The sequence below is a fragment of the Bradyrhizobium sp. WBOS07 genome (assembly GCF_024585165.1).
GTDB lineage: Bacteria > Pseudomonadota > Alphaproteobacteria > Rhizobiales > Xanthobacteraceae > Bradyrhizobium > Bradyrhizobium japonicum_B.
On the sequence record NZ_CP029008.1, the window covers coordinates 1869541 to 1893694 of the forward strand.

Below are 24154 nucleotides of genomic sequence, written 5' to 3' on the forward strand. Positions count from 1 at the left end.
TTCGGGATGTCCGGAACCAAAATCCTTTGGGGGCAGGTGATCGTGGTCGGCCTGATCGTTTTGCTGGCCATCTGGGGAGCAACCGAGTGGACGGCCTGGCGGCTCGCCTGGCAACCGGAGCTTGGGCGGCCCTGGTTCGAACTGTTGGGCTTCAAGGTCTATTACCCGCCCGTCTTCTTCTGGTGGTGGTTCGTCTACGACGCCTATGCGCCACGGGTCTTTGTCGAAGGAGCCTTCATTGCGGCGTCGGGGACCTTCGTTTCGATCGCGGTGGCGATCGGCATGTCGGTTTGGCGGGCGCGCGAAGCCAAGAATGTCGCGACCTATGGGTCGGCGCGCTGGGCTGGTGCGGACGAGGTTCGAGCGGCGGGACTTCTCGGTCCGGATGGTGTGGTGCTCGGCAAGCTCGACCGCGACTACCTTCGCCACGACGGGCCGGAGCACGTGTTGTGTTTTGCACCCACCCGATCCGGCAAGGGTGTCGGTCTTGTCGTCCCCTCGCTCCTGGCTTGGCCCGGCTCGGCCATCGTTCACGACATCAAGGGCGAGAATTGGCAACTGACCGCGGGCTTCCGCTCGCGACACGGCCGCGTCCTGTTGTTCGATCCCACCAACCCAAAGTCCTCAGCCTACAATCCGCTGCTCGAGGTCCGGCGCGGGGAATGGGAGGTTCGCGACGTCCAGAACGTGGCCGACGTCCTGGTCGACCCCGAAGGCTCCCTCGACAAGCGGAACCACTGGGAGAAGACCAGTCATTCGCTCCTGGTCGGCGCCATACTCCACGTTCTCTATGCCGAGGCGGACAAGACCTTGGCCGGCGTCGCCGCCTTCCTGTCCGATCCGAAGCAGCCGATCGAGACCACGCTGAGGGCGATGATGACTACACCGCACCTTGGCGAGCAGGGCGCCCATCCCGTCGTCGCCTCGACCGCGCGCGAACTCCTCAACAAATCCGAAAACGAACGCTCCGGCGTCCTATCCACCGCGATGTCGTTCCTCGGGCTCTACCGCGATCCCGTCGTGGCCCAGGTGACCTGTCGCTGCGACTGGCGGATTGCCGATCTGATCGCAGATGGTCGCCCGACGACGCTTTACCTCGTGGTGCCGCCGTCGGATATTTCTCGGACCAAGCCGCTGATCCGTCTGGTGCTGAACCAGATCGGCCGGCGCCTGACCGAGGATCTACACGCCCGCGACCGTCGGCATCGAGTGCTAATGATGCTCGACGAGTTCCCGGCGCTGGGGCGGCTGGATTTCTTCGAGTCTGCGCTCGCCTTCATGGCGGGGTACGGCATCAAGAGCTTCTTGATCGCGCAGTCGCTCAACCAGATCGAGAAGGCCTACGGGCCTAACAACGCCATCCTCGACAACTGTCACGTCCGCGTCAGCTTCGCGACCAACGACGAGCGGACCGCCAAGCGGGTATCGGACGCGCTCGGGACCGCGACCGAGATGCGGGCCATGAAAAACTATGCCGGCCATAGATTGAACCCGTGGTTGGGGCACTTGATGGTCTCGCGGCAGGAGACGGCCAGACCTCTCTTGACCCCGGGCGAGGTCATGCAGCTTCCACCGATGGACGAGATCGTCATGGTGGCGGGTACGCCGCCGATCCGGGCGAAGAAAGTTCGCTACTACGAGGATAGGCGGTTCACCGAGCGGGTTCTGCCGCCGCCAAATCCGGCGAGCGCCGGCCGATCATCGAGAACGGACGGTTGGTCAGCGCTAGGACCATTGAAGCCGACGGCGGGTCCAACTGACAAAGCCGCGGAGGTCGAGGAAGACACGGCGAACAGCGGACTCCGTCGCGAGCCCGAACTCCCCGATCACGTCGCGATCGCCAAGGAGACGACCGAACCGACGCCGGCAGAAGAATTTGCCGCCGTTCTTGACGATGACGAGGATGGGGTCCGCCAGTCCCGGCTCATACGCCAGCAGATGCGCGGCGTTGCGCGTCAGGTCGCCATGGACCCGAATGACGGTATGGAGCTCTGAGGCATTATGCGCGACCGGATGAACGTCTACTTCCCGCCAGAACTGCTGAAACAGATCTCAGAGCTCGCCGATCGCAAAAGACTTTCTCGGTCGGCGATCGTGGAAGCGGCAGTTGTTTCGTTTCTGTCCCCGGATGGAGCGGACAGGCGAGAAGCGGCGTTTACCCGGCGCCTCGATCGGCTGTCGCGCCAGATGCAGCGGCTGGAACGCGACGTGGGCTTGACGGCCGAAAGCTTGGCGCTCTTCATCCGCTTTTGGCTGACGATCACGCCGCCGCTACCCAACGACGCACAGGCTGCCGCGCAGGCAAAGGGCAGGGATCGTTTTGAAGGATTTGTCGAAGCACTCGGGCGCCGTTTGCAAAAGGGGCAAAGCTTTCTCCGGGAGATTCCAGAAGACATCGGTCGTCAGGAACCGGCCGAAGAAACTTGAGAGAGCCACGTAGACAGACCATTTCGCGGATCCTTCTTATTCTACGCCACCCTACGACCGCAGGGATTTACCCGAACTGACGAAAAGCTGGTCGCGCTATCGGCTCGCACGAGCTGACAGCAAGAGGGCCAGCATGCAAATTTCCGGGACATGGCGTCTCATCTCGCGCGTTTTTCTCCCGTTTGCTGCTGGATACTATCTTTCGTATCTGTATCGAACGATCAACGCTTTGATCGCCAGTCATCTCAGCTCGGATACCGCGCTCGGGACTGCCGACCTCGGGTTGCTTACGTCAGTCTATTTCCTGATATTCGCGGCGGCTCAGATCCCTGTCGGTATATTGTTGGATCGCTTTGGTCCGCGTCGCGTCCAGAGTGTTCTGCTCTTGCTAGCCGCAGCGGGCGCCGGACTCTTCGCGATATCGACCGGTTTCCTGTCGCTTTTGATCGCGCGTGCAATGATCGGGCTTGGCGTGGCGGCGGCGTTGACCGCAGGACTGAAGTCGATCGTCCTTTGGTTCCCCAGAGAACGAGTTGCCTTGCTTAACGGCTACATGATCATGCTGGGATCGCTAGGAGCGGTGACCGCTACGGTTCCCGTAGAATACCTACTCGCTTGGATGAGCTGGCGGCAGCTCTTTGAGATCCTAGCGGCGGCGACCGGCGCGACGGCCATTTTCATCTATGTCGTGGTTCCCGAGCGGGGCATTGTCCCATCAGCAGCCTGCGCCACTCTTAGCTCCGTTTTCAGCGATCGGCGCTTCTGGCGAATGGCCCCGTTGTCGGCGACTTGCGTCGGATCAGCCTGGTCTCTGCAGGGGCTGTGGGCATCACCGTGGCTGATCGACGTGGAGAGGCTTGATCGCACAAGTCTCGTCAGACAGCTGTTTACAATGTCCGTCGTACTAAGCGGCGGTGCCTGGTTGTTCGGTATGGCCGTCCATTACATCAAACGCAAAGGAATCGGAGCGGAGGCTATATTAGTGGTGGTTGCAGTGCTGTTCATCGCAGCCGATTCAGCCTTGATCTTGCGAGCGCCCCTGCCGTCCATCCTGCCCTGGTCGGTTGTCGCAATTGCCGGAACGGCAACCGTGGTCAGCTTCGCGGTAATAGCGGATTACTTTCCGCCGGAGCTTGCTGGTCGTGCCAACGGCGTCTTGAACGTCCTGCACTTTGGTTGGGCATTTCTGGCACAATACGCGACAGGCCTGATCCTGGAGCAATGGCACACGATCGATGGCCATAGGTCCGTCCAGGCCTATCAGGTCGCGTTCGGCCTCAACGTAGCGCTGCAGATCGCAGCCTTGGTCTGGTTCGCGCTGCCTTGGCGTAGAGTCTGCGCTTCATGGATGAGTTTAACTTCCCGCTCCACGCCAGCCTCTGTTTCCAATGGTGTCAAGTCGGTCGGCTTGTACGAGAATTCGCCCATCCTGATACCCGCGGACGACGGCGCGGAGTGGTGAGCGATAGCTCTTAGCGGACTGGTACGATTGAGCAGGAGTCCAATATCAGTTCTCAGTCTTCCTTTTTCTACGCCAGTCTACGATCACCGAAAGCGCTTGTTGCGCCAACTCCATAGGTGCTTTTTCTAATCATCCCATCTGAGGGCCCTTTGCGGACGCTCTCACTGGGTGGGGACGACGGTGCCAAGCCATTCCATTCAATCGGAAGCGAATTCGCGCGGCGCGCGCATGCTTCGTAGTGCGCTTGGCACAGCGATTGCCGGCTACCTCGAAGATGAAGCGATCATCGAGGTGATGCTCAATCCGGATGGGCGGTTGTGGATCGACAGGCTGTCGAGTGGCTTGATCGACACAGGCAAAACTCTCTCCGCAGCGGATGGCGAGCGCATTGTTCGCCTGGTAGCGCACCACGTAGGTGCGGAGGTGCATGCCGGGGCGCCACGGGTTTCGGCAGAACTGCCTGGAACTGGTGAGCGCTTCGAAGGCCTTTTGCCTCCGGTCGTTGCCGCCCCGGCCTTTGCTATCCGCAAGCCAGCGGTCGCGGTGTTTACCCTCGACGATTACGTCGCCAAGGAAATCATGACCTCGGAGCAGGCCGAGATCCTGAAGAGCGCGGTCGCCGCACGGAAGAACATCCTCGTCGCCGGGGGAACGTCGACCGGCAAGACGACTCTGACAAATGCGCTCCTGGCCGAAGTGGCAAAGACTGCCGATCGGGTCGTGCTGATCGAAGATACGCGCGAACTGCAGTGCACAGCGCCCAACCTTGTCGCTTTGCGTACCAACGATGGCGTGGCGACGCTATCGGACCTCGTTCGCTCCTCGCTGCGACTGCGTCCTGACCGTATTCCGGTCGGCGAGGTCCGCGGTGCCGAAGCCCTCGATCTGCTCAAGGCCTGGGGTACCGGGCATCCCGGTGGCATCGGGACCATTCATGCTGGTACCGCGCTCGGTGCCCTGCGGCGGCTTGAGCAACTCATTCAGGAAGCCGTCATCACGGTTCCGCGTGCCCTGATCGCCGAGACCATCAACGTTATCGCCGTGCTGGCGGGGCGTGGCGCTGATCGTCGCCTCGTTGAGCTCGCGCTCGTCCGGGGGCTTGGAGCTGCCGGCGACTACAGCCTTTCAACAGCAGGAGACTGACATGCGTCAGCAAATTCGTTTTCTTCGAGGTGCATCGGTGGCCGCCTTCGGCACGGTGCTTTTGGCGGCGGCGCCGGCATGGGCCGCTGGTTCGAATATGCCATGGGAGCAGCCGCTCAATCAGATCCTGCAATCGGTTGAAGGTCCGGTTGCCAAGATCATCGCGGTCATCATCATCGTCGTGACCGGGCTCACGCTCGCGTTCGGGGATTCGTCGGGTGGTTTCCGCCGGCTGATCCAGATCGTGTTCGGCCTGTCGATCGCATTTGCCGCCTCGAGCTTCTTCCTATCGTTCTTCTCCTTCGGCGGCGGCGTGGTGGTTTGATGGATGAACCGGTCACAGGTTTTGTCGTGCCCGTTCACCGCGCACTCACTGAGCCGATTCTGATGGGCGGCGCGCCGCGGTCCGTCGCGATCGTGAACGGCACGCTTGCTGCGGCCCTTGGACTTGGATTGCGGCTCTGGATCGCGGGTCTCATCCTCTGGTTCATCGGCCACATGGCCGCCGTCTGGGCCGCCAAGCGCGATCCCGCATTTGTCGATGTCGTGCGCCGACATCTGCGCATTCCCAGCCACCTCAACACCTGAGCGCTCCGCCATGATGAACCTTGCCGAATATCGTCATTCCAACGCGCGTCTCGCCGACTTCCTGCCCTGGGCAGCTCTCGTCGACGAGGGAATCATCCTGAACAAGGATGGTTCTTTCCAACGGACAGCAAAGTTCCGGGGACCTGACCTCGACAGCGCGGTGCCGGCCGAACTCGTTGCCGTCGCCGGTCGTCTGAACAACGCCTTGCGCCGCCTCGGATCCGGCTGGGCCGTGTTCGTTGAGGCGCAGCGTCATTCTGCGGGCGCTTATCCTCCAAACACCTTTCCGGATGTCGCGTCTGCGCTGGTCGATGCCGAACGCAGAGCGCAATTCGAGGAGGCAGGTGCCCACTACGAGTCCAGTTATTTCCTGACCTTCCTCTATCTGCCGCCGGAGGAGGGAGCGGCTAAGGCGGAGCGATTGCTCTATGAAGGTCGCGACCGCACCGTTGGAGCAGATGCCCGGGAGGTGTTGCGCGGCTTTATCGATCAAACCAACCGCGTGCTGCAACTCGTCGAAGGGTTCATGCCGGATTGCGCCTGGCTCGATGATCAGGCCACGCTGACCTATCTGCACTCGACGATCTCGACTAAGCGTCACCGCGTTCGCGTGCCCGAAATTCCCATGTACATCGATGCGCTTTTGGCCGACCAGCCACTGACCGGCGGGCTTGAGCCGATGCTGGGTTCAGCGAACGTGCGGGTCTTGACGATTGTCGGCTTTCCGGGCGCGACGACCCCGGGGGTCCTGGACGACCTGAATCGCCTGGCATTCTCGTATCGTTGGTCGACGCGCGCAATCATGCTCGACAAGACCGATGCCACCAAGCTGCTGACCAAGATTCGGCGGCAGTGGTTCGCCAAGCGAAAATCCATTGGCGCCATTCTCAAGGAGGTCATGACCAACGAGGCGTCGACGCTGCTCGATACCGACGCCCACAACAAGGCGATCGACGCCGACGCGGCGTTGCAGGAACTGGGGTCGGATCAGATCGGACAAGCCTTTGTTACGGCCACCCTCACTGTGTGGGACCGAGATCCCAACGCTGCCGATGAAAAGCTGAGGCTGGTCGAGAAGGTCATTCAGGGCCGCGATTTCACCTGCATGATCGAGACGGTGAACGCTGTCGAAGCCTGGCTCGGTAGCCTGCCGGGACATGTCTATGCGAATGTGCGGCAGCCACCGGTCTCGACGCTCAACCTCGCCCATATGATTCCGATGTCAGCCGTGTGGGCCGGTGAGGCGAGGGATCTGCACTTCAAGGCGCCGGCACTCCTGTTTGGCAAGACTGAGGGATCGACGCCCTTCCGATTCTCTCTCCACGTCGGCGACGTCGGCCACACCCTCGTGGTGGGCCCGACCGGCGCCGGAAAATCCGTTTTGCTGGCTCTGATGGCGTTGCAATTCCGCCGTTATCCGAACTCTCAGGTCTTTGCGTTCGACTTCGGCGGTTCAATTCGGGCGGCTGCGCTCGCCATGGGTGGCGACTGGCATGATCTCGGCGGTGCATTGTCAGACGGGGACGAAAACCCCGTCGCCCTGCAGCCGCTGGCCTGGATTGAGGATCCTTCCGAGCGCGGATGGGCGACGGAATGGATCGGCGCGATCCTGGCACGGGAAAAGGTCGAGATCACCCCGGAGGTCAAGGATCATCTGTGGTCGGCACTGACATCTCTCGCTTCGGCGCCGAGGGAGGAGCGGACCCTGACGGGCTTGTCAGTCCTGCTCCAATCGAACTCTCTGAAACGCGCCTTGCAACCTTATTGCCTCGGCGGACCTTCCGGGCGCTTGCTCGACGCCGAATTCGAGCGCCTTGGCGAAGCCTCGGTCCAGGCGTTTGAGACCGAAGGTTTGATTGGAACGGGTGCTGCGCCGGCCGTGCTGTCGTACCTCTTCCATCGCATCGGGGGCCGTCTCGACGGCCGGCCTACACTCCTTATTGTCGATGAAGGTTGGCTTGCCCTCGATGACGAGGATTTTGCGGGGCAACTCCGGGAATGGCTGAAGACGCTTCGGAAGAAGAACGCGTCCGTCATCTTCGCCACACAGTCGCTTTCTGACATTGATGGCTCCGCGATAGCACCGGCGATCATCGAAAGCTGCCCGACGCGCCTGTTGCTGCCGAACGAACGGGCGATCGAACCGCAGATCACCGCCATCTACCGCCGCTTCGGACTCAACGATCGCCAGATCGAACTTCTGAGCCGGGCAACGCCAAAGCGCGACTACTATTGCCAGTCTCGTCGCGGCAACCGGATGTTCGAACTTGGCCTTGGTGAGGTTGCGCTCGCCTTCACCGCAGCCTCTTCCAAGACAGACCAGGCAGCCATCGCGCAGCTCCTTGCCGAACATGGACCTGACGGCTTCGTGCCCGCCTGGCTCCAGCACCGCGGCGTCGCCTGGGCCCTCGACCTGATCCCCAACCTCGTCAATCTGGAGAAATCGCAATGAGACCTCTTGGCCTATTGGCGACCACGGCCGCCTTCGCGCTGCTGCTTGGCGTCACGGTGCCTGCACGGGCGCTGATCGTCTTTGACCCCACCAACTACGTCCAGAATGTCCTGACGGCCGCGCGGGAGCTCCAGCAGGTTAATAATCAGATCACCTCGTTGCAGAACGAGGCACAGATGCTGATCAATCAGGCAAGGAATTTGGCAAGCCTGCCGTATTCATCGCTGCAGCAACTGCAATCATCGATCCAGCGGACCCAGCAATTGCTGGCCCAGGCCCAGCGGATCGCCTACGACGTTCAGCAGATTGATCATGCCTTCTCGACAAGTTACGCGCCAGCGACCAGCAGCCAATCGAACCAGTTGCTGATCTCCAACGCTCAGTCACGTTGGCAGAATTCCTATGCCGCAACGCAAGACGCGCTTCGCGTCCAGGCGGGCATTGTTGGCAACCTCGACACCAATCGCATCCAGACATCCGCGCTCGTAACGTCAAGCCAGGGTGCCAGCGGCGCGCTGCAGGCAACGCAGGCTGGCAATCAGATTCTCGCGCTGAACGCGCAGCAGCTCGCCGACCTCACCGCCGTCGTGACGGCGCAAGGTCGGGCGCAGAGCCTTGAAGCGGCTCAGCGCGCCTCGGCCCAGGATCAGGGACGAGAACAGCTTCGTCGGTTCCTGACTCCGGGACAGGGCTATCAGTCATCCAACGTACAGATGTTCCACTGATGACGGACATAAGGGCATTCAAGGCGTTGTCGCTGCTTACGACAATCGGCGTGTTGGTCGTCACTGCCTGCACGATTCAGCTTCGCGGTGGTGACGAGCAGCCCGCGCTGCCGAAGGCCGCGCAGACGACAGATGCAACCAGCTCTGACCTCGCACGCTGCCGCAGCGTCACTGCGGAGGAAACGGCAGGTTATCAGCATTGCAGGCAGGTCTGGGCCGAAAACCGGCGACGCTTCTTGGCCAAGAAATCTGGTGCCGCGGTTCGTGGCCAAGAAGAACCCGCCGCTGCGTTGGCGCCGGCCCCAAAGGATCAGAGCCGGATCCCGCAGGGATATCTGCTACCGGCGACACCTGAGGCGAGCAAGCCATGACGGGTACGGGGATTATCGACCAATTCCTGGAAACGTTCACGCGATATATCGACAACGGCTTCGGCCTGCTCGGTAGCGACGTCGGCTATCTCGCAACGACCCTTGCCGCGATCGACATCACGCTTGCTGCGTTGTTCTGGAGTTGGGGGCCGGACGAAGACATCGTCGCGCGCCTCGTCAAGAAGACGCTCTTTGTAGGCGTCTTTGCCTATCTAATCGGTAATTGGAACAGTCTGGCACGCATCGTTTTCGAGAGCTTTGCCGGCCTTGGGCTAAAAGCATCAGGCGCAAGTCTCTCCGCGTCGGACTTCCTTCGGCCGGGAAAGATCGCTCAAGTCGGACTTGACGCTGGCCGACCGCTGCTCGATTCGATCTCCAATCTGATGGGCTACATCAGTTTCTTCGAGAATTTCGTCCAGATCGTCGTTCTCCTGTTTGCCTGGATCGTGGTGCTGCTCGCCTTCTTCATTCTGGCGATCCAACTCTTCGTCACCCTGATCGAGTTCAAACTCACGACGCTGGCCGGCTTCGTGCTCATTCCCTTTGGGTTGTTTGGCAAGACAGCCTTCGCGGCAGAGCGGGTCTTGGGCAACGTCATCTCTTCAGGGATCAAGGTCTTGGTCCTGGCCGCCATCGTCGGCATCGGCTCGACTTTGTTCTCGCAGTTCACCGCTGGCTTTGGTGGCAATCAGCCGACCATAGAAGACGCGATGACCCTGGTCCTTGCGGCGCTCTCCTTGCTTGGCCTGGGCATCTTCGGTCCTGGAATCGCCAACGGCCTGGTGTCGGGTGGGCCTCAGCTCGGTGCCGGTGCCGCGGTTGGAACAGGCCTTGCTGCCGGTGGCATTGTTGCGGCGGGCGCGGGTCTTGCCGCCGGCGGTGTTGGTCTCGCTGGCGGCGCGATTGCGGGCGCCGCGCGCGGTGGTGGCGCTGTCATAAGGGGAGCGTCAGCCGCCTATCGAAGCGGCGGCCTTGCTGGCGTCGCTGAGGCGGGCAGCTCGGCTGCCATGAGTCCATTGCGTCGTGCAGCGGCTGCCTTCGGGGGCGAGCAAGCTGGCGAGCAGGCCGCAAGCGCTTCGGCCGAAGGGCTGCCCGATTGGGCGCGCCGCATGAAGCGCGCCGAGACTATTCGGCATGGTGCCTCGGCTGCTGGTCACGTCCGCTCGGGCGATCATGGTGGCAGCGGCTCCTCCGTCGATTTGTCCGAAGGAGAGCGCTGAGACGCATCACCGCACTTTCGCCACCCGCCACGCGGCAGCGCCTCAAACCCAGACACTACACGGCTCAAAGCCGATCACTTGATCTCAGGGGCAATCATCAATGATCAAACGACCATTAGTTCACTACGGGCGCATGCCCGAACCGATCACGCCTTATCAAAAAGCAGCCCAAGTTTGGGACGAACGCATTGGATCCGCCCGCGTGCAAGCCAAAAACTGGCGGCTGATGGCGTTCGGTTGTCTCATACTGTCAGCCGGTCTCGCTGGTGGGTTGGTCTGGCAATCAAGCCATGGGTCGATCACGCCCTGGGTGGTCGAAGTCGACCATCTTGGCCAAGCCCAGAGGGTTGCGCCGGCCAACTTCGACTATCAACCGACTGATGCGCAGATCGCCTACCATCTGGCGCGCTTTATCGAGGATGTCAGAGGTCTGCCGGCCGACGGCATCGTTCTACGCCAAAACTGGCTCCGGGCCTATGATTTTACGACCGATCGCGGCGCCGCTGCGCTCAACGACTACGCGCGGAACAATGACCCCTTTGCCAAGCTCGGTAAGGCGCAAATCTCCGTCGACGTCTCGAGCGTCATTCGCGCGTCGTCGGAAAGCTTTCGGGTCGCATGGACCCAGCGCACCTATGACAACGGTTCGCTGAGCTCGACCGAACGCTGGACCGCAATTCTCACCATCGTGATCGAGATGCCCCGCGATGCCGAACGCCTGCGCAAGAATCCCCTTGGCGTTTACGTCCGCGCCATCAACTGGTCAAAGGAGTTGAGTCAGTGACCAAGACGCCGTTTGACGTTTATTCGAAGCGCCCCGCCCCGGACTGCGGGATCGGTCCCACTTGGCCCGCGTTCTTGACCGCGAAGCGAGCAGTTTTGTTTGCTCTCCTGCTTGGTTCCTCGGCGCTCGGTGGGTGCGCGACCTACATTCCTCCGGAGATCAGCTATGACGCCGAAGTGCCTCCGTTACCGGCTACGCCGGTGGCTCTCGACGACAGATCGCGACCGCTTCACATTCCACCCCTCTGGAAGCCGGCTCTCGGCGGCAAGTCGGGAGGGAAGGAAGACGCTGAACCTGTGAGCCGGGTTGAGACAGCAAATAGCGCGGCCCGGGTCGAACCGCGCAAGCGAGGGTATTTCAACGCAGCGCAAATCTACGCCTACAGTCCTGGGGCGCTCTATCAGATTTACGCCGCGCCGGGGCAGATCACGGATATCGCGCTCGAGGAAGGAGAACTTTTGACGGGATCAGGGCCGATCGCGGCCGGAGATACCGTACGCTGGGTCGTGGGCGATACCGAGAGCGGGAGCGGCGACACACGGCGCGTCCATATCCTGGTCAAGCCGACCCGAGCCTCGATCGAGACCAACCTGGTGGTCAATACTGACCGGCGCACCTACCTGATTGAGCTCCGCTCTCGCGAGCGGCCGTACATGCCATCCGTTGCTTGGTACTATCCTGAGACGGTACGCGAACGGTCGCGTTCAGCTGCTCTGAAGCCCGTTCTTCCGGACCCAGCGCAGCGTATCTCCCGCTATTCCATCGAAGGCGACAGTCCTCCCTGGCGGCCGCTAGCCGCATATGACGATGGCCGCAAGGTCTACGTCGAATTCCCGCTCGGCATCGTGCAGGGCGAAATGCCTCCGCTCTTTGTCATCGGCCCAGACGGCAAGACAGAACTCGTCAACTATCGCGCCTACGGCAATGTGTTGATCGTCGATCGGCTGTTTGCGGCCGCCGAACTCCGGCTCGGCGGTGAGCACCAGCAGAAGGTCAGGATTGTCAGGACCGACGGGAGACCGTCGTCATGAACACCCGGAATGAAAACGATCACGAGCAAGCAGTTCCGCCGGAGACACAAGCGGAGCAGTCCGAAAGTTTCCGCTTGAGAGCGGAGCATCCGCGCGTGACGCGGTTGTCGCGGAAGGTCTTGGCTGGCGGGAGCGCGGTTGCCCTGCTTGTTATCGGCGGAGCAGTGTTGTGGTCACTTCAGAGCAATCGTGCTCGAAATCAGGCGGCCGATGAGCTTTACAGCACCGACCATCACAATGTTGCCGACGGCATTACGACCCTGCCGAAGGACTATGCTGGCGTTCCGCGCCAGCCAATCCCGCAGCTTGGTCCGCCGCTCCCCGGTGACCTCGGTCGACCGATCCTTGCCGCTCAAGGCCAGTCGCCGACGAGCGGCGCTGATCCGGACCAGCAGCGCCGGGATCAGGAGACCGAAGCAGCCCGCATCAGTCATCTGTTCGCTTCGACCAATGGACGAGAAGTGCGTCCGTCCGCGACTGCGGCTGTTGGAAGCGAGCGGGTCGTGCCACCGAACGCAACGAGCACCGGCGACGATGGATCTGTGCAAAACGGTCAGGACCGGAAGCTTGCCTTCGTCAACGCCTCTGTGGACCGTCGCACGGTAAGCCCTGACCGCATCACCAGGCCGGCCTCACCGTATGTCGTGCAGGCTGGGACGGTCATTCCGGGTGCCCTGATCACCGGGATCCGATCAGACCTTCCGGGCCAGGTTACAGCGCAGGTAACCGAAAATGTTTTTGATACCCCGACCGGCCGCTTTCTGCTTGTGCCTCAGGGAGCGCGTCTGATCGGCATCTACGATAGCCAGGTCACTTTCGGCCAGTCCCGCGTCCTGCTCGTCTGGACCCGGCTGATCATGCCGAACGGACGTTCTATCGTTCTCGAGCGGCAGCCTGGCGTTGACGCTGCCGGGTATGCAGGCCTCGAAGACCAGGTCGACAATCACTGGGGTGAGCTGTTCAAGGCTGCGGCCCTATCGACGTTTCTGGCGGTCGGGACCGAACTGGGTGCCGGCTCGGACACCAACAGCAACGACAGCGCAATTATCCAGGCCTTGCGACACGGCGCCTCGGACTCACTGAATCAAACCGGACAACAGGTGGTTCGGCGCAGTCTCAACATCCAGCCGACCCTGACGATCCGCCCGGGTTTTCCGGTTCGTGTCATCGTCAACCGGGATCTCCGCCTCGAGCCTTACACAGGATGACAACCTCAATGACGAAGCTGAAGATCGCCGCCGTCCCAGACGACAAGCCGGTGAAGGTGACCGCGGAGTTGCCTGCATCCGTCCACCGGGACCTTGCTGCGTACGCGGAGGCAATCGCGCGTGAAACGGGTCAGCGCGCCGATCCAACAAAATTGATCGCGCCGATGCTGGCGCGGTTCATGGCGGCTGACCGAGGATTCGCCCGTCTACGACGCGCGTGTCAATCGCCGAGAGATGGGGAGGAATAGCGCTCCGCCAGCATTTCGAGAAAGCGGTTGAGGGCTGGATTCTCGTTGTCAGCGCACCAGTGTGCAGAAAAGCCGATATGGCTTGATCCTGTCCCGTCCCGTAGTTCGCGATATTTCAGTCCGGCGAAACTCGCGCCCATATCGGACTCCATGACGAGGCTAATGCCTAGTTTCATACTGACGAGACCCTTGATCATGCTTCGGCTGACGTCGTGTCGGTCGATCTTGGGCCGATCGTCCGTAGATACAAATTTCGATATGATGAGATCTTCAAACTCGCGGCTGGAATCGTGATGGCTTAGTAGTACGGTTTCGTCGCGAAGATCGGTCCAATAAACCGCGTCGCGCGCCGCCAAAGGGTGATCCTCAGGCAATGCAACGAGGACGCGTTCGCTCCAGACCCTGAGCGTCTTGTTGTCCGATGATGGCGTGTCGCTCGTAACGATGAGAACGTCGAGTGTTCCGCTCCGGAGCGCGTTCATAAGCAAAGTGCGCGGCCGTTCGGCTATAGCGAGTTCGATCCGAGGAAATCTCGTTCTAAAGTCGAGGAGGGTAGTCCGCAGATTGCCTGCTGAAATCGACGTGCAGAAGCCGACCGAAAGGTGGCCAGTTTCGCCACGACCAATTGATCTGCCGGTTGCAACGAGTGTATCAACCTGCTCCAGCACCATTCTTGCGATCCGCACGACTACTTTACCAGCAAGTGTTGGCTGGACTCCCGCGGTCGACCGCTCAAACAAGCTGGTCCCGACTAGGCGCTCGAGTTGGCCAATGGAGCGGCTCACGACAGAATGTGGAATGGAAAGTAATTCAGCGGCTTGCCGAAGACTTCCACAGTCGTTGGCAACGACTGCAAACCGAAGCAGGCGCAGGCCGATGACGGGCATTCCGGTCGTGCGCTGCTGGTTGTCAATGTTGTTGATTTCCATCATGCCTGTAGCCCGTCAGTAGGCGAAACTGCGTCCCAGGGGTCCGCTGTGCGACCGTTCTAGGCGACGCGCAATACAGGCGCCCAGAGCACTGGCCCGGAAAGTCCGCCTGCCCCACGGAGTTTCGCGAGCGCCGCACTGGAGATATCCAGATATCCAGCGACGGCGAGAGTGTTCCCAATCTTAGAGGGAGCGCCGATTCGACGTAGCGGCCACCCAGCGCGCCGCAGGATCCTTTCCATTCGGGCGTCGGTAACGGTAACAATATCGCTCAGATGCCGCGAAAGCCCAAATTCCACCATGCCAGCAAACAACTCGTAGGTGGCACAAGCTATTCCGTGTTCTCCTTTTGGTGTGTCGAGTCTAGCGTCGATCGCAAAGCGGCTGCTTTCCCATATCTGCGGACTCATGGGCATCGGCTGACCATTCAGAAGCGCGGGAAATGTGTCGCGGAGCATCGTCGGTCCCTTGGTTGGAAGCAGGCGGACGCAGCCTTGTACCCGGCCGTCGTCCGAGAGTTGGGCGAGGTATGCCGGATGCAACGAGTCGAACTTGTCAACTTCCATGTCGCCGCTAATTTGAACGTCCCAGTCCATCCGGACCTTGAAGACGCGATGTCGTAGTTGGTGTATTGCAAAGAGCGTATGGGAGAATTCGCCGTACCAAGGCTCCGTGATGAGCTGAATCATGACATCCTCCAAGGTTGCCATGATTCTTTGAGGCGAAGTTACGCTAAGAAGCATCACCCCTAGTTGTGGGAGGAGTTCGCCTTAGTTTTGCTGTTCTCGTTTGGCAGCGGCCACGCGTAGTGCCGCTTGAACAACGGTTCGCACTCCCAATTTTGCTTTCGCGTTGTTCAGGTAAGAGATAGCAGTGTGATGCGATATTCCCAGAATGCGTCCGATGTCCCAAGCGCTCTTGCCGCGGGCGGCCCACTCCAGACATTCGAACTCGCGGGCGGACAAAGCTGCTCCATCAACACGAAGATCGCTCGCGAGTTTGCGGCGAACGTGTGAGTGGAAGAACATCGCCATCAACTGAAGCATTCGAGGGTTCGACGTGACGAAGCGTTCGAATTGAGCTTCCCGTTGGTTGCCGGCAAAGGTGACGGCGGCAACGGGGCCGTGTCCGTCATGGATAGGAACGGTGAATCCTAGCCGAATGCCATATTGGGAGGCTTCGTCCAGCAACCGCTTCTGTGCCGGCGAAAGATATCGTTCGGTCGATCCGATTCCCCAGCGAAACGGCTCGGTGTCCCGTAGCGCCTGCATGATAACCGGATCGATCCGTTCGTAGTGGCTCCTTAGGTAGTGTGAAGTCCACTCCTTTGGGTATGTCGACATAAGACGGGGTGTCCCATCGAGCTTTTGCGGTAGCGCGAGGTACGCAAAGCAAGACAGGTCGAGAGCCGCGGCTGTGACGGCCATGGCTCCCGAAAGCTCTGCTTGATCTTCAGCGCTCGAAAGATGATCAATGAAGTCTTGAAATATGCGATGCATGTCGAGCTAGGTTAGGTGGCGTCGGTACTTGATCTCCGGCACGGCTGTCCCGGTTAAACCTTCCTTATCGAACGGTCAGAGCAGCACGGACATCGTTGACGATTGCGGGTGATGTCCAAAAGGGTACTCAAATCCATAAAAGAAGCCCGGGACCCGTCATCGGACCCCGGGCAGTCTAGGGAGGACGCCCTCAGGCGCTTGCTGCCATTTACTGACACCTTCGCGTCAGACCGCCGACAACGAGCGGGACCACGGGAAATCAAGCGATGGCCTGTGCGATGAAAGGCAGGGTTTCAGATTGTTCCTGCCATTGAGGGAGAGAACATTGGGTCACTTCCCGGCAATCAACTCTGCAGCTTTCTCCGCCATAGCCATGATCGGCAGATTGGTGTTTCCGCTGATCACGGTCGGCATAAGTGAACCGTCGATAACGCGTAGATTGTCGATGCCCCGAACCCGAAGCTTGCTATCGACCACGGCGTCGCGATCCTCACCCATGCGACATGTTCCGACCGGGTGGTAGATCGTTTCTGCGCGGGCTCGTATCCACTTTTTGCGGGATTCCGTGCTGGTAAACGGATCGATATCGAGTTTGCGCTTAATGTGTTTTCGGAGCGCCGGCTGATCGATGATCTCGCACATCTGCCGAACGCCTTCTTGCATGCTGACGAAATCACTTTCATCGGATAGAAAGCGGGGGTCGATCGCCGGCGCGACGAAGGGATCGGCCGACCGCAGGCGCAGCGTTCCACGACTCTTCGGACGAAGCTGGCATACGCGAATGGCAAAGCCGTGCGGGACGCGCTCGCCCTGCGGCGGGTTTCGCAGCGCGACGATGAGATGAGCCTGCCACTCAGGCCACGATGAGGTTTTATCGGGCCCCCAGAAGGCTCCGGCTTCGACCCCCTGTGAGGTGCCGGGCCCCGTGCCTCGGAGCATATATTGTGCGCCGGCCAAGGCACCTCTGAACAATCCGATGTACGGCGTCAGTGTGATCGGCTGCGACGCCTCCAATCGAATTGCGCAATCCAAATGATCTTGCAGATTGCTTCCAACGCCGGCGGAATCGAGCACCGGCTTGATGCCGAGTGAACGGAGGTGATCGGCCGGTCCAATTCCTGACAGCATCAGTAATTGCGGCGAACCAATGGCCCCGGAAGTCAGCAAGACTTCTCGTTCGGCCGAAACGGTGACCTCACGCCCGTTGTGGTCAATGACAACACCCCGAACGCGCGTGCCTTCGACCGCGAGGCGCCGAACCTGAGTGTTGGCCATGATGGTCAGATTGCTTCGTCCTTTCCCCTGGTCGAGAAACTTGAAAGCACCTGAACGCTTGCCGTCTGAAATCGTAAGTTCGTAGAAGCCTGCGCCCATCTGAGACGGACCATTGAAGCCGTTGTTCTCGGGGAGGCCTGCCGACTTGGCGCTCTCAATAAATGCCTTCGAGATTGGATGCTGCAACACGCCATAAGAAAGTCGGATCGGACCCGAATAACCTCGGTCCTGATCGGGCTGGGACGTTACCTGGGCGGCGTCCTCGATTTTTCTAAGGTAGGGGCGGAGGTTTTCGTACCCCCACCCACGACAGCCTTGCGCTTCCCATGAGTCGTAATCCTGAGGATTTCCCCGGATCGCAATCATGGAGTTGATGGCGGACGACCCTCCCACCACCTTGCCACGGGGAATATAGATCTTGCGATTGTTGAGTTCGGTCTGCGGTTCGGTCCAAAATTGCCAGTTATGCTTCGGACTCGTGTAGAGCACGCGAATGCCCGCCGGCATGTGAACGAAGATTGAAGAAGAGGGACGTCCGGCCTCGAGCAGCAACACCTTGACGTTGGGATCTTCGCTCAATCGAGCGGCGAGCACGCATCCTGCCGATCCTGCGCCGACAACGATATAATCGTATTTCGAGAGCTTCATCCTCCGTCCCCTATTTCAAAAGCCGACGATCGGTTCGTTTTTGCGACCAGTTTCGCCAAGGTCAGGCCTTCCCGACTTGCAAAAGCCATCGCCAAACTATAATTGGTCCTACCAATCAGGTCGATCCAATTATAGCGACGAAGGCCTGGTAGTCAACGGAGAGCTCGTCTCATGTTTCAATACCGGAGGATCGTGGCCGCGTTCCTGCTCCTCGGCGCAGGGCTCGCCGTTTTGCTGCTCGCTCCTGCCAAACCTGCCATCCAGCCGGACCAAGAGACGATTCGACGAGTGATATGGGCTCTTGGCCCCTAGCCGACTTCGGGACGTCCGATATCGATGATCCGTCGCTCACTTAGATCTTGGATGGCCGCCGAGTCGTACTTCAGTATCGACTTGAGGATGTTTGCAGTATCCTCGCCTCGCCGCGGCGGTCCTTTGGCATATTCGATCTTCGTTCCGGAAAACTTTATCGGATTGGCGACGAGAGGGGCTGTTGTTCCGGAAGAATGAGGAAGATTGACCTGCATCTCCCGATGGATAACCTGAGGGTGAGCGAACACCTGATCCAGCCGGTTGATCGGTGCGCAAGGCACGCCCACGGGCTCCAGAATGGAAATCCAATGCTGGGTCGTCTGCTGTATCAGATGCGCATCGAGTAGGGGGATGAGTTGATCACGATTCTTAAGCCGGTCGGTGTTAGTGACGAAACGGCTATCGGTTGCCAGGCCGCTTAAACCAGTAGCTGCACAGAACTTCCGGAATTGCTGATCATTACCAACGGCGAGCACGAAGGAACCGTCGCTGGTTCTGAAGACCTGATATGGAACGATGTTTGGATGCGCGTTGCCGAACCGTTTCGGCGGCGTGCCGGTCGTGAGGAAATTCAAATTTTGGTTGGCGAGAACCGCGACCTGGACGTCCAGCAGTGCCATGTCGATATGCTGTCCTTCTCCGGTGCGTTCGCGATGCAGTAATGCGGAGATGACGCCGGCGGCGCTATACATGCCAGTGAGAATATCGACGATCGGAACCCCGACCTTCTGCGGACCCCCGCCTGGCTTGTCATCACTCTCTCCGGTAATGCTCATCAGGCCGCCGATGGCCTGAATGGCCATATCGTATCCTGCGACGTCCTTCATCGGGCCGGTCTGGCCATAGCCGGTGATGGAACAGTAAATGATGTCAGGCTTGACCCTTTTAAGCGCCTCGTAGTCGAGGCCGTAACGCGCCATGTCGCCGACCTTGTAGTTCTCGATCACGAGATCGGCTTGCTGGGCAAGTGCGCGCACAATGGCGCTACCCTCGTCAGTCGATATATCGACGCATATCGAATGCTTGCCGCGATTGGCGCTCAGGAAATACGCGCTTTCGGTCGTATCAATTCCACCGTCTTTCCGCAGAAAGGGCGGGCCCCACTGCCGCGTATCGTCGCCGGTGCCAGGGCGTTCGATCTTCCAAACCTCGGCTCCTAGATCAGACAGCAACTGCGCTAACCAAGGCCCCGCGAGGATTCTCGAAAGATCCAGCACTCGATAACCTGCCAACGGTCCAGCCATCACGCTTCCTTGAAGTCTGCGGGTCAAATAGCCGCGCGCCGTGCGAGGCCGCACTAACTATATGTGGAGCGACCAGATTGGTCAAACCAAATGCTGCTTGACACCGCGCATCACGCGACATACGGTCCTGCCAAATTGGTTTAACCAATTAATGAAAATACCGGGAAGAACGTGAAGGTCTGGCTGTATGGCGCGAGTAACTCTCCAGAATGTCGCGAAATCCTTTGGAGGAGATCGAGGGCCATGGGCCGTTCAGGACTTTTCGTTGGATATTGCCGATGGCGAACTGGTCGTGTTCGTCGGCCCGTCCGGCTGCGGCAAGTCCACGACGTTGCGAATGCTCGCCGGTCTAGATGACGTCACATTCGGCAAGATTCTGATCGACGGAAGGGACGTCACCGCGCTTCCGCCGAAAGATCGCAACATTGCGATGGTTTTTCAGAACTACGCTCTCTATCCACAGAAGACGGTCTTCGAAAACATGGCCTTCGGCCTTCGGGTCCGTAGGACGCCACAGCAGGAGATCGATCGTCGGGTGCGCAGCGCGGCATCAAGTCTCGGATTGGAGGCCCTGCTGGAGCGCAAGCCACGCCAATTGTCGGGTGGTCAGATGCAGCGCGTAGCGCTTGGTCGCGCGTTAGTCAGAGATCCCGACGTATTCCTCCTCGACGAACCCCTCTCGAACCTTGATGCGAAGCTGCGGGTCCGGACGCGAGAAGAGATTGCGACGCTACACGCCCGATTGGGCGCGACGATGATATTTGTTACCCACGATCAGGTCGAGGCCATGACGCTCGGCGATCGTATCGTGATCATGCGTGACGGATTCATCCAACAGGCGGGCAGTCCGCTTGACCTTTATGATCGGCCCGCGAACGCCTTCGTGGCGACTTTCATCGGGTCTCCAGAGATGAACCTGATTGATGGCGGGTTGATGCGCGACGGGGGCGCGCTCGTAATGCGCTCCGGCGGTTTGAGCGTCAACTTGCCTGCCCAGTCATTCTCCGAAGCGGAAAGGGATGTCACGCTTGGCATTAGGCCCGAGCACATCGAGCGCGCGGAAACCTCCACGGCTTTTGAGCTGGTAGTCGGCTTGGTCGAGCAAATCGGCGCGCAAACCTATGTGCTGGGTAAGATCGATGGCAACAAAATCCGCGCGGTATTTGCTCGGGACGATGCGCTGAGGGCGGGCGACCGAATTTTTGTGAATTTGTCTCAAGAGAAGTTGCACCTGTTCTCGCGCGAGAGCGGCAAGACACTGAGGCGGACCTCGACGAAAGGCGAAAATGGCAACGGGAGAGAACTTCATGGACAAGCTCAGCTTAGGCGCGCCGAGTTCCAAGGCTAACGTGAGCGACATCGATCGGCGGCGTTTTCTCAAAACGACGGCTGGTGCAGCGGCTGGCATCGCGGGCTCACTTTCCGCGCCCTATGTCAACGCACAGTCCGGGGTAACGCTTCGCATTTTGAACGCTGAAACGACTGCTGCGAGCCAATCGGCCTTGCGCGATGCGTGCAATGAATACGAGAGCAAGTTCGGCGTAAAAATCGTCGTCGACTCGACGCCGATTAGTGGTGGTTATGCGAAGTCGATGGCGGCCATCAATGCTGGCGCTCCTTACGATATCGCCACGGCGGGATACATTGCGCACATCTTGCAATACGCGATGGCGGGTCACATCGTGCCGTTGACGGATCTTGTCAAAAAATATTCGTGGGGGAAGCAGGGAACCTGGTCATATAAGGGAGAAAATTGGTTCTATCCCTATGACTACAATTTGGTGACGGTTTTCTACAGAAAAGATCTGTATCAGGAGAAGGGCCTGAAGGTTCCCAACACATGGGCCGAGTTCCTTGAGAATTGCCGGGCGCTGACTGTCGCGAAGGATGGCAACATAGAGCGAGGGGGGTGCGTCATACCGCTCGCGAGTGACAGTGCCACCAACTGGGCGAGCTTCGGCAACTTGTTTGCAGACGCGCCGAAGTTTTATGACGACAAGTGGAACGTCGTTCTCGATGCGCCGGGGAATGCCGGACCGACCGGCCGTTTTCTCGATCTATATGCCGATCTTTATAAAACGATGCCGGCTGGCATGAACACGGTCAGCTATGCTGAGCTGATGAGTCTTTTCGCGACGGGAAAGGTTGCGCATACCGTCTATTCGGGCCGCGTAGTCGAGGCGCTGGAAGCTCGCAATCCGGACCTCGCAAACAAGTATGGTATTTTCGCTTCTCCAGACAGTGCTGGTAAGCAGAACGCACTGTCCTTCGCCTTCGATGGCTTTATTCTTTACAAGACTAAGCAGACTGAGGCGGCCTTTAAGTTTCTACAATGGTTTATTGACGCGCACTATATTCGCTGGCTGCACTCCGCCTGGATGAATTTCCAACCGGCGCGATTGGACATTTACGAAGATCCACGGTGGAAAAATCATCCGATGATTCAGAAGCATTGGGCGACGATGGAGCAGATGAAGTCGTTCATTGATGAAGACAGCAAGACGGTTCTTAACTCAATAGATATGACGGGTCCGTCGTTTGATCTGCGACCGTGCAAGGTCTTTGATGCGAACATTATGCCGGAGATGCTGCAAAATCGGGTTCTTAAGAACATGTCGTCAAGCGACTGCGTGAAAGCCGCCGCCGATCGAATCCGAAAAATTGGCTGAGCATCGGAACTGGTGAATAGAGGCCCGAGGCTATGCGACAGGACTGGCGAATCATCGGTTTGTTCATCGGGGGTGTACTGGTACTCGGTACAATTGTTGGCGGACCTCTCCTCTATTCGATAAAGCTCTCCTTCTACACAGCGGCGTCGTTCATCGACCCGCCGCAGTGGGTGGGACTTGGCAATTACGTGAAGGTTCTTAGTGAGCCGCTGTTCTGGGGCTCGCTGTTAAACGGTGTCACGATCGCCATCTCGGCGATCGTGCTGCAAGTCGTTCTCGGCGTCACCATTGCGCTCGTCCTCAATAGGCAGTTTGTGGGGCAGACTGTCGTGCGGGCGCTGTCAATCGTGCCGTATTTTCTTCCGACGGTCGTCGCCTGCCTCATCACGCAGTGGATTCTTGATCCCAACTACGGCCTTCTCAAGAGTGTCTTCGCGTCATTCGGATATGGGATGTTCGATTGGGGAGGTAATTCAACGAGCGCGAAGGCGACTATTGTCCTTGTTAGCGTTTGGATCTGGACGCCGTTTGTCGTGACCTGTGTTCTTGCCGGCCTTCAATCCATTCCGGCTCAACTGTATGAAGCGGCCCGGGTCGATGGAGCAGGGGTTATGAAGCAATTCTGGCATGTCACGCTGCCAGGATTGAGGTCAGTGTTGATCGTGGTCATCCTCCTGAGAGGGATCTGGATGTTCAACAAGTTCGACGTGATCTGGCTTCTAACGAAGGGCGGACCGCTCAACGAAACCGAGACGCTTCCCACGTTGGCCTACCGAAAAGCGTTTCTCGAGTTCGACTTGGGAGGGGGGGCCGCTGTCGCCACCATCTCGTTCTTGATGTTGGCGAGCATTATCTTGATTTACCTCAGGGTTTTTCCGATCGACGAGGCCAAGCAGGGACGATGACGATGTCGACTCAAAATCAAGCCCGCTCTGCTGCCGCTGTCGTCGTTGGTTCACGAGCGGTGCGGATGTTGCATAGCTCTAGCGGCTCAGGAAGAGAAATCTCAGACTCCACACCTTCAGTCTCGCACGGGAAAACGACGCGGTATTACGGCAAGTCGCTGAAGCAGATTGCCGGCCGCGTCGGTTTGTATGCCGCGGTTGCGCTAATCTGCATCTATTCCTTCTTCCCGATCTACTGGATGATCCTCTCCAGTCTGAGGTCGCCCGAAAAGCTATTTCTGGATTCATCCTTGGTTTTCTGGCCACCCGATCTAAGCTCTTACAAGTCACTCTTGCAGCTTACGAACTATCCGGCGAATTTCGTTAATAGCGTCATGATGGCTATGGCTACGATTGCCGTGGCGACGACGCTGTCATCATTCATTGCTTATGGAGCGACGCGTTTACGGTTTCGGGGCAAAACGACGTTGGTCGCGTCCATGCTGTTCGCCTACATGTTTCCGCCATTGATGTTGGTTATTCCGATGTCCGCCTTGTTCCGAATAGCTGGCTTAGCCGATAGCTTGTGGGGCCTGCTAATCGCTCACCTGGCGATTTCGCTGCCGCTGGCGGTGTGGCTGCTATGGGGCTTTTTCAAATCGATGCCGTTCGATCTGGAGGAAGCGGCAATGGTGGACGGCTGTTCCCAATTCGGCGCCTTCATCAAGGTGGTCCTTCCGCTTTCGGCCCCCGGCTTGATTACGGTCGGCATCTTCTCGTTTTTGCTGTCCTGGGCGGACTACGTATTCGCGCTCATCCTCATCATGAGTGATGATCGCAAGACATTGCCCGTGGGCTTGGCATCAATGCTTGGCGCGCAAGATCTGCGTTGGGGTGAGATACTCGCCGGCGCAACCCTTATTGCTCTGCCGTTGTTCGTTATCTTTATGTTCTGCTATCGATATTTCGTCGCAGGGCTGACGGCGGGTGCGCTCAAAGGTTAGGCACTGTTCGAGCGAAGCACGTCCTCGTGCT

23 protein-coding genes are annotated in these 24154 nt (G+C 59.2%); 18 read left to right on the forward strand and 5 right to left on the reverse strand.

The features are described 5' to 3' along the window. The first annotated feature begins 6 nt into the window (after positions 1 to 6). The 14 genes from DCM79_RS08740 (at position 7) to DCM79_RS08805 (ending at position 13659) form a co-directional block, all read left to right on the forward strand. Positions 7 to 1995: a conjugal transfer protein TraG gene (locus DCM79_RS08740; RefSeq protein ID WP_006018725.1), complete on the forward strand. Its 1989-nt coding sequence runs from the start codon at positions 7 to 9 to the stop codon at positions 1993 to 1995. A gap of 6 nt (positions 1996 to 2001) precedes the next feature. Then, on the forward strand, positions 2002 to 2427 hold the full coding sequence (locus tag DCM79_RS08745; protein WP_006018726.1) for a CopG family transcriptional regulator: 426 nt from the start codon (positions 2002 to 2004) through the stop codon (positions 2425 to 2427). A 133-nt stretch (positions 2428 to 2560) separates the two neighbouring features. Then, positions 2561 to 3889 carry an MFS transporter gene (locus DCM79_RS08750; RefSeq protein WP_006018727.1) on the forward strand — a complete coding sequence of 443 codons (1329 nt, stop codon included), beginning with the start codon at positions 2561 to 2563 and terminating at the stop codon, positions 3887 to 3889. A 228-nt stretch (positions 3890 to 4117) separates the two neighbouring features. Next, positions 4118 to 5032, forward strand: coding sequence for a P-type conjugative transfer ATPase TrbB (trbB, locus tag DCM79_RS08755; RefSeq protein WP_006018728.1), 915 nt, complete (start codon positions 4118 to 4120; stop codon positions 5030 to 5032). Position 5033: 1 nt separating this feature from the next. After that, positions 5034 to 5357 (forward strand): TrbC/VirB2 family protein, encoded by a 324-nt coding sequence (locus tag DCM79_RS08760; RefSeq protein WP_006018729.1) that lies wholly within the window; start codon positions 5034 to 5036, stop codon positions 5355 to 5357. Beyond that, entirely contained in the window at positions 5357 to 5620 is a 264-nt protein-coding gene (locus DCM79_RS08765) for a VirB3 family type IV secretion system protein (RefSeq protein WP_006018730.1), read from the forward strand. Before DCM79_RS08760 ends, DCM79_RS08765 begins: the two co-directional genes overlap by 1 nt. A gap of 10 nt (positions 5621 to 5630) precedes the next feature. Then, entirely contained in the window at positions 5631 to 8072 is a 2442-nt protein-coding gene (gene trbE, locus DCM79_RS08770; RefSeq protein WP_006018731.1) for a conjugal transfer protein TrbE, read from the forward strand. Continuing rightward, positions 8069 to 8797 (forward strand): P-type conjugative transfer protein TrbJ, encoded by a 729-nt coding sequence (gene trbJ / locus DCM79_RS08775; RefSeq protein WP_006018732.1) that lies wholly within the window; start codon positions 8069 to 8071, stop codon positions 8795 to 8797. Before trbE ends, trbJ begins: the two co-directional genes overlap by 4 nt. After that, the gene (gene trbK-alt, locus DCM79_RS08780) at positions 8797 to 9168 is read left to right on the forward strand and encodes a putative entry exclusion protein TrbK-alt (RefSeq protein WP_006018733.1); all 372 of its coding nucleotides are present in this window, start codon (positions 8797 to 8799) and stop codon (positions 9166 to 9168) included. Before trbJ ends, trbK-alt begins: the two co-directional genes overlap by 1 nt. Next, the gene (gene trbL / locus DCM79_RS08785; protein ID WP_006018734.1) at positions 9165 to 10388 is read left to right on the forward strand and encodes a P-type conjugative transfer protein TrbL; all 1224 of its coding nucleotides are present in this window, start codon (positions 9165 to 9167) and stop codon (positions 10386 to 10388) included. The genes trbK-alt and trbL overlap by 4 nt, the downstream gene beginning before the upstream one ends. 100 nt (positions 10389 to 10488) lie before the next feature. Then, the gene (gene trbF, locus DCM79_RS08790; RefSeq protein ID WP_006018735.1) at positions 10489 to 11172 is read left to right on the forward strand and encodes a conjugal transfer protein TrbF; all 684 of its coding nucleotides are present in this window, start codon (positions 10489 to 10491) and stop codon (positions 11170 to 11172) included. Further along, on the forward strand, positions 11169 to 12203 hold the full coding sequence (gene trbG, locus DCM79_RS08795) for a P-type conjugative transfer protein TrbG (protein ID WP_006018736.1): 1035 nt from the start codon (positions 11169 to 11171) through the stop codon (positions 12201 to 12203). Before trbF ends, trbG begins: the two co-directional genes overlap by 4 nt. Beyond that, a complete protein-coding gene (locus DCM79_RS08800) occupies positions 12200 to 13411 on the forward strand; it encodes a TrbI/VirB10 family protein (RefSeq protein ID WP_006018737.1) in 1212 nt (403 codons plus the stop codon). Before trbG ends, DCM79_RS08800 begins: the two co-directional genes overlap by 4 nt. Before the next feature lie 8 nt (positions 13412 to 13419). Next, positions 13420 to 13659, forward strand: coding sequence for a DUF2274 domain-containing protein (locus tag DCM79_RS08805; protein WP_006018738.1), 240 nt, complete (start codon positions 13420 to 13422; stop codon positions 13657 to 13659). On the opposite strand, the gene DCM79_RS08810 is transcribed toward DCM79_RS08805, so the two are convergent. From DCM79_RS08810 to DCM79_RS08830, 5 genes are all read right to left on the reverse strand, one after another. After that, positions 13632 to 14588: a LysR family transcriptional regulator gene (locus DCM79_RS08810; RefSeq protein ID WP_013500405.1), complete on the reverse strand. Its 957-nt coding sequence runs from the start codon at positions 14586 to 14588 to the stop codon at positions 13632 to 13634. The two genes, DCM79_RS08805 and DCM79_RS08810, sit on opposite strands and share 28 nt — an antisense overlap. Before the next feature lie 59 nt (positions 14589 to 14647). Further along, on the reverse strand, positions 14648 to 15277 hold the full coding sequence (locus DCM79_RS08815; RefSeq protein WP_006018740.1) for an acyl-homoserine-lactone synthase: 630 nt from the start codon (positions 15275 to 15277) through the stop codon (positions 14648 to 14650). 81 nt (positions 15278 to 15358) lie between these two features. Further along, positions 15359 to 16087 carry a LuxR family transcriptional regulator gene (locus DCM79_RS08820; RefSeq protein WP_013500406.1) on the reverse strand — a complete coding sequence of 243 codons (729 nt, stop codon included), beginning with the start codon at positions 16085 to 16087 and terminating at the stop codon, positions 15359 to 15361. 330 nt (positions 16088 to 16417) lie between these two features. After that, positions 16418 to 18010, reverse strand: a complete 1593-nt coding sequence (locus tag DCM79_RS08825) for a GMC family oxidoreductase (protein WP_006018742.1) — start codon at positions 18008 to 18010, stop codon at positions 16418 to 16420. 308 nt (positions 18011 to 18318) lie between these two features. Continuing rightward, positions 18319 to 19566, reverse strand: coding sequence for a CaiB/BaiF CoA-transferase family protein (locus DCM79_RS08830; protein WP_006018744.1), 1248 nt, complete (start codon positions 19564 to 19566; stop codon positions 18319 to 18321). A gap of 187 nt (positions 19567 to 19753) precedes the next feature. Between DCM79_RS08830 and DCM79_RS08835 the strand changes: the two genes are divergently transcribed. Genes DCM79_RS08835 through DCM79_RS08850 form a run of 4 tightly spaced genes read left to right on the forward strand, consistent with a single transcriptional unit; the run spans position 19754 to position 24123 of the window. After that, positions 19754 to 20914: an ABC transporter ATP-binding protein gene (locus tag DCM79_RS08835; RefSeq protein ID WP_006018745.1), complete on the forward strand. Its 1161-nt coding sequence runs from the start codon at positions 19754 to 19756 to the stop codon at positions 20912 to 20914. Continuing rightward, a complete protein-coding gene (locus tag DCM79_RS08840) occupies positions 20874 to 22235 on the forward strand; it encodes an ABC transporter substrate-binding protein (protein WP_006018746.1) in 1362 nt (453 codons plus the stop codon). The genes DCM79_RS08835 and DCM79_RS08840 overlap by 41 nt, the downstream gene beginning before the upstream one ends. Positions 22236 to 22267: 32 nt before the next feature. Beyond that, on the forward strand, positions 22268 to 23140 hold the full coding sequence (locus DCM79_RS08845; RefSeq protein WP_006018747.1) for a carbohydrate ABC transporter permease: 873 nt from the start codon (positions 22268 to 22270) through the stop codon (positions 23138 to 23140). Further along, positions 23137 to 24123 (forward strand): carbohydrate ABC transporter permease, encoded by a 987-nt coding sequence (locus tag DCM79_RS08850; RefSeq protein ID WP_013500408.1) that lies wholly within the window; start codon positions 23137 to 23139, stop codon positions 24121 to 24123. Before DCM79_RS08845 ends, DCM79_RS08850 begins: the two co-directional genes overlap by 4 nt. The last annotated feature ends 31 nt before the right edge of the window (positions 24124 to 24154 follow it).